Below are 14,124 nucleotides of genomic sequence, written 5' to 3'. Positions count from 1 at the left end.
CATCGTGTACCTGACGCACCTTGAGTGCCCGCGCTGCGGGCGGGAGCACGACGCCGGCAAGCTGGCCAACCTCTGCGACTGCGGATCCCCGCTGCTGGCCCGCTACGACCTGGCGGCGGTGGCGAAGGTGCTCACCCCGGAACGGTTCCCCCTGCGCCCGGCCGACCTGTGGCGTTACCGCGAGCTGCTGCCGGTGGCCGACCCCCGGCACGAGACCACGCTGGGCGAGGGCTGGACGCCGCTGCTGCGCACCCCGACCTACGGCGCGGAGATCGGCATCGCGGAGCTGATGGTCAAGGACGAGGGGTTGACCCCCACCGGCTCGTTCAAGGCGCGCGGCGCGGCGGTGGGCGTCAGCCGGGCCCGCGAGCTGGGCGTGACGCGGATCGCCATGCCCACCAACGGCAACGCGGGCGCGGCCTGGGCCACCTACGCCGCGCGGGCCGGGCTGGGCGCGACCATCGTCATGCCGCTGGACGCACCGGCCATCTGCCGGCGCGAGTGCGTGGCCGCCGGGGCCGACCTGCGCCTGGTCGAGGGGCTGATCAGCGACGCCGGGCGGCACGTCGCGGGGCTGGTCGCCGGCTCCGGTGGCGCGATCTTCGACGCCGGCACGCTGCGGGAGCCGTACCGGCTCGAAGGCAAGAAGACGATGGGGTACGAGATCGTCGAGCAGCTCGGCTGGCAGGTGCCGGACGTGATCATCTATCCCACCGGCGGCGGGGTCGGCCTGATCGGCATCCAGAAGGCGCTGCACGAGCTGCGCGAGCTGGGCTGGATCGAGGACAAGCTGCCCCGCCTGGTCGCGGTGCAGTCGACGGGCTGTGCGCCGATCGTCCGCGCCTTCGCCGCCGGTGAGCAGCGGGCGCGGCCCTGGGCCGACGCGCACACCGTGGCGTTCGGCATCACCGTGCCGGCCCCGCTCGGCGACGAGCTGATCCTCGACGCGCTGCGCGCCAGCGCCGGCACCGCGATCGCCGTCGACGACGCCGAGATCCTGGCCGACCTGCGGGACTTCGCCGCCCGCGAGGGGCTGCTGCTCTGCCCGGAGGGCGCCGCCTGCCTGACCGCCGCCCGGCACCTGCGCGCCGGCGGCTGGATCCGGGCCGGCGAACGCGTGGTGGTGCTCAACACCGGGGCCGGCGTCAAGTACCCGGAGACGGTGGACGTCACCGGCGTGCCGGTGCTGTCCGCCTGACCCGACAGCCCCTCCCCGCACCGCCGTCAGTCCGTGCCGGGGTCGGTCAGCCGCCAGGCGGCGCTGACCAGGCCGATGTGCGACAGCGCCTGCGGGGTGTTGCCGAGCTGCGCGCCGGAGCGCGGGTCGATCTGCTCGCTGAACAGGCCGATGTCGTTGGCGTGCCCGAGCAGCCGCTCGAAGAGCGCCTCGGCCCGGCCCAGCTCACCGGCCATGACCAGGCACTCCACCAACCAGAACGAGCAGGGCAGGAAGCCCGCCGGGTCGGTGTCCCAGCGACGGACGAGTCCGTCGCCGGCACCCAGCCCGCGCTCGACCGCCTCGATGGTGGCGCGCATCCGCGGGTCGGTCGCCGGCAGGAACCCCACCAGCGGCAGCAGCAGCACGGAGGCGTCCAGCTCCGGCGAGCCGAACGCGCCGCCGTACGCGCCGGTCCGCTCGTGCCAGCCGTCGCGCAGCACGGCGGCCCGGATCTCGTCGCGGATCCTCGCCCACCGCCGGGGGTCGGCCCGGTCGCCGAGCCGGGGCGCGAGCCGCACCGCCCGGTCCAGCGCCACCCAGCAGAGCACCTTCGACGTGAGGTAGTGCCGGTCGGTGTCCCGGGTCTCCCAGATGCCCCGGTCGGGCAGGTGCCAGGTGGCGGCCACCTGCTCGGCCAGGCCAAGCACCATCTCGCGCAGTTCCGTGTCGAACGCCTCCCCCAGGTGGTCGCGCAGCTGCCAGACCGCCGCGACCACCTCGCCCGGCACGTCGAGCTGGCGCTGCCGCCAGGCGTCGTTGCCGACCCGTACCGGCAGGCTGCCGCCGTAGCCGCGCAGGTGGGCGCACTCGTGCTCGGAGACGTCCCGCTCCCCCTCCAGGCCGAAGAGCACCGGCACGGGGTCGGGGCCGACCCGGCCGATCGAGCGGGCCGCCCAGGCGAAGAGCCGGGACGCCTCGGAGGGGCAGGCGGCCACCCAGAGGGCGCGCAGCGTCATGGCGAAGTCGCGCAGCCACGAGTAGCGGTAGTCGTAGTTGCGGTCACCGCCGATCCGCTCCGGCAGCGACGTGGTGAGGGCCGCGGCCACCGCGCCGCTGCGGGCGTACGTGAGGCCGGTGAGCACGGTCGCGCTGTGCCGGACCTGCTCCGGGTAGCGGCCGTCGTAGTGGTGCGACTCGCGGTAGGCCTGCCAGGCCTGCACCGTCTCGGCGAGCGCGGCGACCGGCTCCAGCCGGGCCGGCGCCGTCCCGTACGCCTGCCCGTACGCCACGTCGAAGCCGACCACCTGCCCGGCGGAGACCTCGAACTCCTGCCGGACCCGGTCCCGGTCGACATGCGGCGGGATTCCGCCGGCGTGCAGCGGCGGGATCCCGCCGGCGTGCAGGGTCAGGACCACCGGGCCGGCCGCGGCCAGCACCCCGCCGTCGGGCTGCTCATGCAGGTACGGGGTGAGCAGGCCGTACTCCGGGCGGGGGCGGAAGTCGAGCGACATCCGCACCCGCCCAGCCAGTCCCTCCACGACCCGTAGCAGCACCGCCGGGGAGTTCATCCCCAGCTGGTGGCCACGGGCGCCGAACTCGGCGGCGAGCGCGTCGGTGACCGCGACGCTCCCCTCCGGCGTGTGGTGCACGGTGCGCAGCACCAGCGTGTCGGCCACGTACGCCCGCTCGACCCGGTGCCCGGGAAGCCCGGCGGCGCTGGGCGCCAGCCGCCAGTGGCCGGCCTCGGTGTCGAGGAGGCGGCCGAAGACCGACGGGGAGTCGAACCGGTCCGGGCACCACCAGTCGATCGAGCCGTCCCGACCGACCAGGGCGCCCGAACGGCAGTCGGAGAGGAACCCGTAGTCGGAGATCGCCAGTTGGTCCACCCGCTGCGGGTACCCCGTTCCGGCCGCCTCAGGCGGCACCGACGGTCAGGAGGTGGGCGGCTCGTCCTCGCCGGCGGCCTCGGCGGCGTCGGCCTCCTCCTTGGTCCGGTGCACCGCCTGGTCGGCGTGCTCGGGCGGCCCGTAGACCGTGTAGAGCACCAGCGGGTTGGGGCCGGTGTTGACGAAGTTGTGCTTCGTGCCGGCCGGCACCACCACCAGGTCGCCCTGCACTACCTCGCGCTTCTCCCCCGCCACCTGGGCCTCGCCCGTACCGCTGACGAAGGTCAGGATCTGGTCGATGTCCTCGTGGACCTCCTCGCCGATCTCGCCACCCGGCGGAATCGTCATGATCACCAACTGGGTGTGCTCACCGGTCCACAGCACCCGCCGGAAATCCGGGCTCTTCTCGGCGACGGTCGCGATAGTGAAATGCTCCATGCCGACGCACATACCCGCTGCGGCCCGACGCCACGCCGGGACTCGCAGATGGTGGAATTCGCCACTCGTGCGGGGTTTCGATCCCCGCTGGACGGGGATCGAGTGAGTAGCCGGCGCACGGTGGCCGGTCGAGCCAGGTCCCCGCCGGCGTACCGCCGTACGGCTGCGGTGGTGGGAGACGGCCAGAGCGCGGCGACGTTCCGATCCCCGGGATCCGAACGGCGCCGCGCGCTCGTGTCCGGCTCAGTCGTCGTCCTCGACCGCCACCGGCTCCAGGCCCACGCAACGCAGCTTCAGCTCGACCTCCCCGGACGGGCCGGCGAAGGCGACCTCCACGTCGTCGTCCGGCCCCCGCTCCGCGTCCGCGACCCGGTAGCCCTGGGCGGGCGTCCAGGAGACCAGCCGCACCCCGTCCGGCCCGCACTCGGCCACCGCGCTGCCACCCGACGTGGCGAAGGCCCGACGTGCTCCCGCCGGGGCCGAGCCGGTCGCTCCCGGCGACGACGGCCCGCCGGTCCCGCTCGCCGACGGCGACGACGGCGCGCCGACCCCGGGGGCGGTGGGCCCGGGCGAGGCCAGGGCACGCTCGATCTCCTCCTGGCTGAGCACTCCGCCCGGGGTACCGGCGATGCTCTCCCCCACCCACCGGATCGCGGCCACCCCGATCAGGGTGGCGACGACGGCGGTGGCCAGCCACCCGGCGACGGCGAGGAACGAACGGCGGCGCATCCCCCGAGTCTCCCCGATCCGAGGTTGGGACGAGCCCCGCACAGGGCTAAGGGAGGGTTAACGTCCGGGCCGGCGCGTCGGGTGGCGGCTAGCCTGCCACCTGTGGCCCGCCTGCTGCTCATCGAGGACGACCTGACGATCCGTACGCCGCTGCTGCGGGCGCTGCGCGAACGGGGGCACGCGGTGGCCGCCGCCTCGACGGCGATGACCGGCCTGCGCGACGCGCTGGACGACCGGCCCGACCTGGTGGTGCTGGACCTGGGACTGCCCGACCTGGACGGCCGCGAGCTGCTGCGGATGCTCCGCGCGGTCAGCGCCGTGCCGGTCATCGTCGCCACCGCCCGCGACGACGAGACCGAGATCGTCCGGGTGCTCGACGCCGGGGCGGACGACTACGTGGTGAAGCCGTTCACGGCCGCGCAGCTCGACGCGCGGATCCGGGCGGTGCTCCGGCGCGGGACCGGCTCCGCCCCGGAGGAGGACCCGGCGCTGGTGGTGGGCGGGCTGCGGGTCGACCCGCGGTCGCGGCAGGTCACCCTGGACGGTGCGCCCGTCGAGCTGACCCCGCGCGAGTTCGACCTGCTGCACCACCTCGCGGGCCGGCCCGGCCAGGTGGTCACCAAGCGGGAGCTGCTCGCCGAGGTGTGGCGGGTGCCGTACGGCGGAGCCGACAAGACCGTGGACGTGCACCTGTCCTGGCTGCGGCGCAAGCTCGGGGAGAGCGCGCAGGCGCCCCGCTACCTGCACACCGTACGGGGCGTCGGGGTCCGGCTCGAAGCGCCGGGGAGCGCCGGATGAGGGCCCGGCTGGCGCTGCTGGTCGCCGCGGTCAGCGTGCTCACCCTGGTCGCCTTCCTGGTGCCGCTGGCGCTGCTGGTGCGTACCGTCGCGGCCGACCGGGCCACCGTGCGGGCCACGGCCGACGCGCAGAGCCTCGTCACCGTCGTCGGTACCGCCGACACCGCGACGATCCGGCTGACCGTCGACCAGCTGGCCACGGAGTCCGCGCGGCCGGTCACGGTGTTCCTTCCCGACGACACGGTCCTCGGCGCCCCCGCCCCGCGTACGGCCGCGGTGGCGCTGGCCGCCCGGGGGCAGAGCCTCACCGCCGAGTCCGGGCGGGGTCGGGAGGTGGTGATCGCCGTGCAGGGCCGGCCGGACGGCACCGCCGTTATCCGGACGGTGGTCCCGCCCGCCGAGCTGACCGCCGGGGTGACCCGGTCCTGGCTGGCCCTGGCCCTGCTCGGCGTGCTGCTGGTGCTGATCGGGCTGGCCGTCGCCGACCGGCTGGCCCGCACCCTCGTCCGGCCGATCGGTGAGCTCTCCGCGGTGTCGCACCGGCTGGCGAACGCGGAGCTGGCCGCGCGCGTCACGCCCGCCGGGCCGCGCGAGCTGCGTGAGGTGGCCGGCGCCCTCAACCACCTCGCCGGCCGGATCCAGGTGCTGCTGGTGCAGGAGCGGGAGGAGGTCGCCGACCTTTCGCACCGCCTGCGCACCCCGCTGACGGCGCTGCGCCTGGAGGCCGAGTCGCTGCGTGACCCGGAGGACGCGGCCCGGGTGACCGCGGCCGTGGACGGGCTGGAGCGGGCGGTGACCGGCCTGATCCGACAGGCCCGGTGGCGGGTGCCGACGGCCGAGGCGGCCAGCGCCGACGCGGCGGCCGTGGTGGCCGAGCGGGTGGCGTTCTGGTCGGTGCTGGCCGAGGACACCGGGCGGGCCGTGACGCTCGACCTGGCGCCGGGACCGCTGCCGGTGGGCGTGCCCGCCGACGAGCTGGCGGCGGCCGTGGACGCCCTGCTCGGCAACGTCTTCGCGCACACCCCGGACGGCACCGCGTTCGCCGTCCGGCTGGTGGCGGCGGAGGCGGGCCGGGCGGCGCTGACCGTGGCGGACGAGGGGCCGGGGATGCCGCCCGGCACGATCGACCGGGGCGCGAGCACCGCCGGCTCGACCGGCCTGGGCCTGGACATCGCCCGCCGCGCCGCCCAGTCCAGCGGCGGCCGCCTCACCCTGCACACCGCGCCCTCCGGTGGCGCCGAGGTACGCCTCGAACTCGGCCCGCCCCCGTCCTGACCCGTCCTCCGGCCGCGCCCGGACGGGCTTAACCCGGCCTTAGCGTTCGGGCAGCGTGGCGCTATCCGGACCGGCGCGATCCTGAGAACCAGCAACCGAGGAAGGGTGAACGAGATGAAGCGCAAGTCCCTGATGCTGGTGTCGCTCGGCGGCGCGGCCGTGCTGGCCGTGACCGGCGCGACGTTCGGCGTCGCGGCGGCCGACAACGGCGCGGCCCGGGCGACCACCCTGGCCGCCGCCACCACCGCCCCGACGGCCCCGGCCACGCCGGGCACCCCGAGCGGCACCGGGAGCAGCGCCCCGGCGACGAGCGGCGCGCCGACCACCGGCGGCACCCCGGCCCCGTCGGGCAGTGGTGCGCCGGCCACCGGCGACGACGCGGTGACCGAGCAGCGGGCCGGCGAGATCGCGCTGGCCCGGGCGGGCGGCGGCAAGATCGTCGAGGTCGAGCGCGAGGACGAGGACGGCCGCGCCGTGTGGAGCGTCGAGATCGTGGCCGGGCAGACCGAGCACGAGATCGATGTCGACCGGGGTGACGGCACGGTGGTCAAGGCCGAGCAGGAGCCGGTCGACGACGATGACGACGACCGGGACGACGACGATGACGACGACGACTCGGACGACGACGGCGACGACGACTGATCCGTTGCCGCTAACACCGCCGTCCCGCCGTGTGCGGGACGGCGTCGTCGTCGTTGCGGGCAGGCGGGACGGCGCCGTCGTTGTTGCGGCACCCGGGGCGGCGGCGACGCCGTTGCGGAACGCGGCGAGCGGGCCCGGCCCGGGTCGCGGCAGACCGGCACCGTCCCGGCGAGCTGCCGTCGCCGACGGGTGCGGCACGCCCCGGCACGCGGGACGGGCCGGTCGGCCCTGTGACCGACACCGATGTCTGGCTACATTGGGGTATGGTGCCCGCCCACCGGGGCCGGGCGGCGGAACCGGTCTACCGCCCCATCCTCGCCAACCGGCGGGGTGAGCTGGAGGCGCTCGGTCATCTCGACGACGTCGTCGCCCCCCTGCTCGCCCCGGTCCTCCAGGTGTCCGTCCTCGACCGGTTCACGCTGGACGTGCTCCGTCGGCTGCCCGCCGGGCTGCTCACGGCCGTCGACGTCACCGGCCTGCCCGACGCCCCGGAGGCCGAACTGGTCCGCTGGGGCGTACCGCTGGTGCCGGTGATCGGGCTCGCGGACAGTGACCGGCGCCTGGTGGCGCACGGTGCCGCGGCCCGGGCGCACGCCCAGCGGGCGGTCGTCCGGCTGCGGGTCGGTCACGACCGGGCCGGACCGGACGCGGCCACGGCGGCGGCGGAGCGGGTCTGGCGGTTCACCGGCCTGGTGCCCGAGCAGTGCGACCTGCTCCTCGACGCGGGCGACGTGTGCTGCCGGGCCGACGTGCGGGTGGCCGAGCCCCGGGTCCGCCGGCTGCTGGAGTGGGCCCGCCGGCACGCCTGGTGCTCCGTGAGTGTGGCGGCGGGCGGGATGCCCCCGGCGGTGTCCGGCCTGCCCACCGACGAACCGGTGCGCCTCGACCGCTGGGACTGGCAGCTCTGGCAGCGGCTGGCCGACCTCGGCGTCGGGTACGGCGACTACGGCGTCGGCACCGCGGTGCCCGGTGCCGACCGGTCGGGAGACCGGCTGCCCACCGTCCGCTACACCACCGACGGTGCCTGGTGGGTGTACCGCTGGTCGCGGCGGGGCGGACGCGGCGACGACCGGTTCGCGGACCTGTGCCGCACCGTGGTCTCGGCGCCGCACTGGCCGGCCACGGGCGCGGCCTTCTCGTGGGGTGACCACGAGATCCTGCGGCGCGCCCGCCGGGGCGCCGGCGCCGGATCCGCCAGCAACTGGGCGGCGTGGAGCACCTCGCACCACCTGGCGCACGTGCTGGCCGCGCTGCCGCAGCCGGGGCGGGAGTCCCGGCCGGGGCCGTGGCGCTCCGATCAGGCGCCGCCGGAGCGGGGCCGACCCGCCCGACCGCACCGCAACGGGGATACCCGCCGGGCCGGCTGAGCGCCTCCCCGCCGGGCACCGGCGGGGAGGCGACGCCCCGCCGTCACTGCTTCTCGGTGAACCCGAACTGCACGATGCCCTCGTCGTCGACGCTCGCGTCCACCGACGCGTCGCCGAGCAGATCGGCGGCGTCGGAGTCCAGGAAGATGCGGGCGCCCTGGTTGTCGACCACATGGTCGCCCTCGGCCGGTTCGGCGACCAGTTCGACGGTGAGCGAACCCGCGTCGGTGTCGGCGGCGATCCGCACTCCGCCGTCCTCGGCGACGTCCTGCTGGTTGGCGAGGTCTCGGATGACCAGCACGGCGTTGTCGGTCATGGTGAGCATGGCGGAACTCCTCGTGGATTCTCGGATTCGCGGTGCGGGACCGGGGTTCGGCCCGCGGACGAGCACACGTGGGAGGCGATGGAAGGGCGACACGCACATCGCCGTCGCGCTTCGGGGCAGCTCAGGGCCCCTCCACGGCCTACGGTGCCCCCTGTCGGGGGATCCGTCAAATAGAGCGGGGTCAGTGCGCGGCGCCGGCCGGGGCGAGTCGGGCGCGGATGTCGCGTACCGCCGCGCGGCCCGCCCGGTTGGCGCCGATCGTGCTCGCCGACGGGCCGTACCCGATCAGGTGAATGCGCTCGTCGGCGACCACGCGGGTGCCGTCCATCGTGATACCGCCGCCCGGCGCGCGCAGGCGCAACGGCGCGAGATGGTCCAGCGCGGCCCGGAAGCCGGTGCACCACAGGATCACGTCCGCGGGCACGAACCGCCCGTCGTCCCAGGCCACCCCGTCGGGCGTGATCCGGTCGAAGACGGGTAACCGGTCGAGCACGCCGCGCTCGCGCAGCCGGCGCAGTTCCGGCGTGAGCGGCAGCCCGGTCACCCCGACCACGCTGGCCGGCGGCCGACCCGCGCGTACCGCCGCGTCGACCAGGGCCACCGCCGCACGCCCCCGCTCGGGGGTGAACTCCTCGTCGCGGAAGTCGGGCGGGCGCCGGGTCACCCAGGTGGTGCCGGCGGCCACGGTCGAGACGTCGGCGAGCAGTTGGACGGCCGACGTCCCGCCGCCCACCACCACGACCCGCCGGCCGGTGAACTCCGCCGGTCCCCGGTAGTCGGCCGTGTGCAGTTGCCGGCCCCGGAAGGTCGACCGGCCGGGGTAGTGCGGCCAGAACGGCCGCGTCCAGGTGCCGGTGGCGTTGACCAGGGCACGGGTGGTCCAGGAACCGTGGTCGGTGTGCACGGCCAGCCGGCCGTCGGGCCGGTCGCGCACCTCCCGGACCCGCACCGGGCGCCGCACCGGCAGGTCGAACTCGCGCTCGTACGCGGCGAAGTAGGCGCTGACCACCTCGGCCGCCGGCCGGTCGGGCCCGGCCACCGGGAAGGGCAGGCCGGGCAGGTCGTGGAAGCCGTGCACCCGGTCGAGCCGCAGCGTGGGCCAGCGGTGCCGCCACGCCCCGCCCGGCCCGTCGCCCCCGTCGAGGATCACGAAGCCGTCCCCGGGGGCGAACCCGGCGCGGCCCAGGTGGTGGCCGGCGGAGAGGCCGGCCTGCCCGGCCCCGATCACCAGCACGTCGACGGAGCGCTCGTCCATGCCGGGTACAACACCGGCGGGCCCGCCCGGCTGCCCGCCGGAAGCGTCTCGCCGGTCACAGCCCGCCGGGCCCACGGAAAATTTCTTTCCATCGACGGTCTTTTCTGGCAGATACCTGCATGGCAGCATCACCCCATGCATCGTCGTCTCTTCCCCCGGACGCTCGCGCTGGTGGCGCTGGTCGCCGCCGCGGCCACGGCGGGCGCGCCCACCGCCACCGCCGAGTCCCCGACCCCCGCGGCGACCCGGCTGAACGCCACCATCGACGCGATCCTCGCCGACAGCCGGCTGGCCGGGGCGCAGGCCTCGGTGGTGGTCAAGGACGCGACGACCGGGGAGACGGTCTACCACCGCAACGGCGACCGCCGCCTGGTGCCCGCCTCCAACACCAAGCTGCTGACCTCGGCGGCGGCGCTGGAACTGCTCGGGCCGGGCCACCGCTTCAGCACCGAGGTGCGCACCAGCGGCGCCCGCCGGGCGGGCCTGGTCTCCGGCAACCTCTACCTGCGCGGCGGCGGCGACCCGACCATGCTGGCCGCCGACTACGACGCGCTGGCCGCGCAGGTCGCCGCCGCGGGCGTCCGGGTGGTCACCGGCAACCTGGTGGCCGACGACACCCGCTACGACAGCACCCGCCTCGGCCCCGACTGGACCTGGGACGACGAGCCGTACTACTACGCCGCGCAGGTCTCCGCCCTGACCGTGGCACCGGACACCGACTACGACGCGGGCACCGTCATCGTCCACGCCGCCCCCGGCGCGACCGCCGGCGCGCGTCCGGTCGTCACCACCACCCCGGCCACCCGGTACCTGAAGATCGACAATCGGGCCGAGACGGTCGCCGGCGGGGAGACGTCGGTCTCCTTCGAGCGCGCGCACGGCAGCAACACGGTCGTGGTGACCGGGCAGATCGCGCTCGGCGCCGCCCCGGCGAGCGACTGGGTCAGCGTCTGGGAGCCCACCGGCTACGCCGCCGACGTCTTCCGCTCGGCGCTGCGCCGGCACGGCGTACGGGTGCTCGGCCGGACGGTGACCGGCCAGGCCACCCCGGAGGGCGCGGCCGAGGTGGCGCGGCACCGCTCGATGCCCCTGGCCGAGCTGATGGTGCCGTTCCTCAAGCTGTCGAACAACGGGCACGCCGAGGTGCTGACCAAGGAGATCGGCCGGGTGCTCTCCGGCGCCGGCACCTGGTCGGCCGGGCTGACCGCGATCAGCGAGTACGTCGCCGACGCCGGGATGGACACCGGCACCCTGCGCCAGCGGGACGGCTCGGGGCTCTCCCGGCGCAACCTCATCCCCGCCGACGAGTTCGTGGACCTGCTCACCGCCGTGCGCGACGAGCCCTGGTTCGACACCTGGTACGCGGCCCTGCCGGTCGCCGGCGAGGCGGACCGGTTCGTCGGCGGGACGCTGCGCAGCCGGATGCGGGGCACGGCGGCGGCGGGCAACGTGCACGCCAAGACCGGCAGCCTGACCGGCGTCTCCGGCCTCTCCGGCTACGTCACCGACGCCGACGGGCGGGTGCTGGCGTTCTCGATCCTGCTCAACAACTACCTGGCCTCCTCGGTGAAGACGCTGGAGGACCAGATCGCGATCGCCCTGGCCTCGTACACGGCCAAGGGCGTGACCGGCGCGCGGGTCGCGGCCCCGACGGCGCCCGACGCCCCCCGGGTCCCGGAGGGCCTGGAGTGCGCCTGGGTCAAGCCGAACGCCTGCTGACGGGCCGGCGGGGCCCGGTGCGGGGGCCCCGCCGGCGCTCAGGCACCGGGGCGGTGCGGAAGCTCGGCCGCCGGGTCGCCGCGCTCGATCAGCGCGGCGATCTCGGCGGGACGCAGGCCGCGCTGCGCCAGCACCCGGGTGCCCCAGCGGTGCAGCCGGCACGGGTGCGGGCTGGCGTCGTTGCGGCAGACCGTCCCGCCGGACCAGAGCCTGGGCGCGTGCACCACGACCGCCCGCACGGCGAACTGGGCGTCCTCGACGGTCACGTACGGCGGCAGCGGGATGTCCCGGAGCACCTCCCCGGACGGTTCCCCGGCGCCCCGGGGGGCGGCCGGGCGGACGGTGCGGGTGGTGACGCTGCTCATCGGTCAAGCCTCCACAGGGGATTGTCGGAGATGGACAGCAGAAAGTTACGACAGGCTTGACGCAGCGCGACGGACAAACTGTCCCACGAGGTGGACACGGACCACCCGGCGGCGGGGGCGGCGGGACCGTCGCCGGGGCGGAGCCGCCGGTCAGCCGGCCGCCCGCGCCCGCAGCCGGGCGGCCGTCCGGCGGGGGTCGTAGTCGGGGGCGACGCCGTCGACGATCAGCGCCGCGCCCGGGATGTGCCGGGTGCGCAGCGGCAGGATCTCCTGGTACGCAGGCGAGTCGTACCAGGCGCGGGCCCGGTCCAGGTCGGGGAACTCGATGACGACCAGGGTGCCCGGCCAGTCACCCTCCCTGACCTCCACCTCGGCGCCGTGCACCCGGAACCGGCCGCCGAACGGGTCCAGCGTGGCCTGGATCCGCTCGATGTAGGTGAGGATGTCCTCGTTGACCGGGGTGTGGTGCAGGTGGGCGAGCGCGAACGCGGGCATGGTGCCTCCCGGGAGCCGATCCGCCCGGCCGGACGACCGGGGCGGTACGCCGAGTCTTCCGCCGGCACGCCCCGGCGTCGATTACCCGTCAGGTAACGACGGCGGGTCGCTCCCGCTCAGGCGCGTTCGAGCACGACGACGGGGATCTCCCGGTCGGTCTTCGCCTGGTACTCGTCGTACGCCGGCCAGATGGCGGCCATCGTGGACCACATGCGCGGCTTCTCCTCCGCCGTCGCGGTCCGCGCCCGCGCGGTGAACCGCTCGGCGCCCACCTGCACCTCGACCAGCGGCTCGTCGAGCAGGTTGAGGTACCAGGCCGGGTGCTTCGGGTCGCCGCCCTGTGAGGCGACGACCAGGTAGGCGTCGCCGTCGCGGCCGTAGATCAGCGCGGTGCGCCGCAGCTTTCCGCTGCGCCGGCCCCGGGTGGTCAGTAGCAGGGTGAAGACCCCGGGCCGCCACTCGTGCCCCTCGGCGCCGCCGGTCTCGACGTACCGCCGGATGTGGTCGGCCACCCAGCCCTGCGGGCTGTCCAGCACCTGCTCGCCCATCGGCCCTCCCGTTCGCCCTCGCGCACCCGGTCGTCGCGACCACGCTACTCCGGGCAGCGGCCTGTCGCCGGGCGAACGAGCCCGCCCGGACGCCCGGGTCAGCGCAGCGCGACCGCCTGGACGCCGACGTTGCCGCAGTCGTCGCTGAACGCCTGCTCCACCGTCCAGGTCAGCACCAGCCGGCTGCCCTTCGGCGCCTGGAACCGGATGGTGAACTCGGTGGACCGGCTGGTGTGCCGGTCCTCGATCCGCAGGGTCCGGCTCGGACCGCCGACGGAGAGGCGGGCGTCCAGCCGTCCCCGGGCCATCCACACCCCGCCGTACAGCCGGACGGTGCGCGCCCGGCCGTCGGCGACCACCGCGAGCGTGAAGCCGCTGCCGGCGTCGCACCGGTAGACCCCGTGGGGCGAGCCGCTCACCGACGCCACCGGGCTGCCGTCGCGCCAGCTGAAGCTCTCCTGGTTGTCGTCCCAGCCGCCCCGCCGGCCGGTGCCGCCCTCGTCGCGGATCTCGCCGGAGCCGCCGCGCTTGCGGACCGCCGACTCCGCGCCGCGCAGGCCCCAGTGGATCCAGTCGCGGCTGCCCATCGTGGTCAGGTCCACCTCGCCCGGCGCCTCGGCCATGCTGGCGGCGAGCACCGCCCGCACCGGCGGCGCGGACGTCGGTGGCGTCGACGACGTCGGTGGCGCCGGGGACAGGCTCGGCGGACGCTGCCGGGGCCGCAGCCCGGGCGAGACCAGGCCGGCGTCGAGGTCGCGCCCCTCCAGCCCGGGGAAGCCGCTCGGCCGGCCGGCGCCCGCCGGTACGCCGCCGCCGGTCTCGCCGTCCGGCTCGGGGTCGCCGGCGGTCAGGTACGACACGAGGGCGACCAGGCAGGCGGCCACGGCGATCCCCTCCACGGCCCACCGGCGGCGCTGCCGCGCCCGGGCCAGCCGCCGCAGGGTGGCGCGGGTGTGCCCGGCCTGCGGCGGGTGCGGCGTCCCGGGCGGGGCTGCCGGCTCGCCTTCCCGGCGGCCGTACCGCGACGGCCGGATGTGCTGTCGGGTGAGGTCTTCCTCCGCCACCGACCCTCCACTTTCCACCGGCCCCGGCCGGACGCGGCCGTCCCTTGTGGGCGTCCCGCG

General features: G+C 75.9%; 15 protein-coding genes. 6 read left to right on the top strand and 9 right to left on the bottom strand.

From position 1 onward, the window contains the following. The first annotated feature begins 4 nt into the window (after positions 1-4). Positions 5-1,198, top strand: a complete 1,194-nt coding sequence (locus tag ACLQ22_RS03255) for a threonine synthase (protein ID WP_425690985.1) — start codon at positions 5-7, stop codon at positions 1,196-1,198. Between the two features lie 26 nt (positions 1,199-1,224). On the opposite strand, the gene ACLQ22_RS03250 is transcribed toward ACLQ22_RS03255, so the two are convergent. The 3 genes from ACLQ22_RS03250 to ACLQ22_RS03240 form a co-directional block, all read right to left on the bottom strand. Further along, a complete protein-coding gene (locus ACLQ22_RS03250; protein WP_425690984.1) occupies positions 1,225-3,045 on the bottom strand; it encodes a glycoside hydrolase family 15 protein in 1,821 nt (606 codons plus the stop codon). A 45-nt stretch (positions 3,046-3,090) separates the two neighbouring features. Beyond that, the gene (locus ACLQ22_RS03245) at positions 3,091-3,483 is read right to left on the bottom strand and encodes a cupin domain-containing protein (RefSeq protein ID WP_121399025.1); all 393 of its coding nucleotides are present in this window, start codon (positions 3,481-3,483) and stop codon (positions 3,091-3,093) included. A gap of 243 nt (positions 3,484-3,726) precedes the next feature. Further along, a complete protein-coding gene (locus ACLQ22_RS03240; protein ID WP_425690983.1) occupies positions 3,727-4,212 on the bottom strand; it encodes a septum formation initiator in 486 nt (161 codons plus the stop codon). Positions 4,213-4,314: 102 nt separating this feature from the next. Here ACLQ22_RS03240 and ACLQ22_RS03235 point away from each other — a divergent pair, with 102 nt between their 5' ends. The 4 genes from ACLQ22_RS03235 (at position 4,315) to ACLQ22_RS03220 (ending at position 8,293) form a co-directional block, all read left to right on the top strand. Then, on the top strand, positions 4,315-5,010 hold the full coding sequence (locus ACLQ22_RS03235; RefSeq protein ID WP_121396357.1) for a response regulator transcription factor: 696 nt from the start codon (positions 4,315-4,317) through the stop codon (positions 5,008-5,010). Then, positions 5,007-6,284 carry an ATP-binding protein gene (locus ACLQ22_RS03230; RefSeq protein ID WP_425690982.1) on the top strand — a complete coding sequence of 426 codons (1,278 nt, stop codon included), beginning with the start codon at positions 5,007-5,009 and terminating at the stop codon, positions 6,282-6,284. The genes ACLQ22_RS03235 and ACLQ22_RS03230 overlap by 4 nt, the downstream gene beginning before the upstream one ends. A 114-nt stretch (positions 6,285-6,398) precedes the next feature. Beyond that, on the top strand, positions 6,399-6,926 hold the full coding sequence (locus ACLQ22_RS03225) for a PepSY domain-containing protein (RefSeq protein WP_425690981.1): 528 nt from the start codon (positions 6,399-6,401) through the stop codon (positions 6,924-6,926). Positions 6,927-7,189: 263 nt separating this feature from the next. Next, positions 7,190-8,293, top strand: coding sequence for a beta family protein (locus ACLQ22_RS03220; RefSeq protein WP_425690980.1), 1,104 nt, complete (start codon positions 7,190-7,192; stop codon positions 8,291-8,293). Positions 8,294-8,336: 43 nt separating this feature from the next. On the opposite strand, the gene ACLQ22_RS03215 is transcribed toward ACLQ22_RS03220, so the two are convergent. After that, positions 8,337-8,618 carry an adhesin gene (locus ACLQ22_RS03215; protein WP_425690979.1) on the bottom strand — a complete coding sequence of 94 codons (282 nt, stop codon included), beginning with the start codon at positions 8,616-8,618 and terminating at the stop codon, positions 8,337-8,339. Between the two features lie 181 nt (positions 8,619-8,799). After that, positions 8,800-9,873 (bottom strand): NAD(P)-binding domain-containing protein, encoded by a 1,074-nt coding sequence (locus ACLQ22_RS03210; RefSeq protein WP_425690978.1) that lies wholly within the window; start codon positions 9,871-9,873, stop codon positions 8,800-8,802. A 135-nt stretch (positions 9,874-10,008) separates the two neighbouring features. Between ACLQ22_RS03210 and dacB the strand changes: the two genes are divergently transcribed. Beyond that, entirely contained in the window at positions 10,009-11,592 is a 1,584-nt protein-coding gene (gene dacB / locus ACLQ22_RS03205) for a D-alanyl-D-alanine carboxypeptidase/D-alanyl-D-alanine endopeptidase (protein ID WP_425690977.1), read from the top strand. A 38-nt stretch (positions 11,593-11,630) separates the two neighbouring features. On the opposite strand, the gene ACLQ22_RS03200 is transcribed toward dacB, so the two are convergent. The 4 genes from ACLQ22_RS03200 to ACLQ22_RS03185 all read right to left on the bottom strand — a co-directional run bounded on the left by ACLQ22_RS03200 (position 11,631) and on the right by ACLQ22_RS03185 (position 14,064). Next, the gene (locus tag ACLQ22_RS03200; protein ID WP_425690976.1) at positions 11,631-11,957 is read right to left on the bottom strand and encodes a hypothetical protein; all 327 of its coding nucleotides are present in this window, start codon (positions 11,955-11,957) and stop codon (positions 11,631-11,633) included. A 150-nt stretch (positions 11,958-12,107) separates the two neighbouring features. Further along, entirely contained in the window at positions 12,108-12,452 is a 345-nt protein-coding gene (locus ACLQ22_RS03195) for a DUF1330 domain-containing protein (RefSeq protein WP_425690975.1), read from the bottom strand. Between the two features lie 116 nt (positions 12,453-12,568). Further along, the gene (locus tag ACLQ22_RS03190) at positions 12,569-13,000 is read right to left on the bottom strand and encodes a nitroreductase family deazaflavin-dependent oxidoreductase (protein ID WP_425690974.1); all 432 of its coding nucleotides are present in this window, start codon (positions 12,998-13,000) and stop codon (positions 12,569-12,571) included. A gap of 98 nt (positions 13,001-13,098) precedes the next feature. Further along, positions 13,099-14,064: a hypothetical protein gene (locus ACLQ22_RS03185; RefSeq protein ID WP_425690973.1), complete on the bottom strand. Its 966-nt coding sequence runs from the start codon at positions 14,062-14,064 to the stop codon at positions 13,099-13,101. Between the last annotated feature and the right edge of the window lie 60 nt (positions 14,065-14,124).

It is taken from the genome of Micromonospora sp. DT178, assembly GCF_049841695.1.
GTDB lineage: Bacteria > Actinomycetota > Actinomycetes > Mycobacteriales > Micromonosporaceae > Micromonospora.
This window is presented reverse-complemented; position numbering and strand designations above follow the sequence as displayed.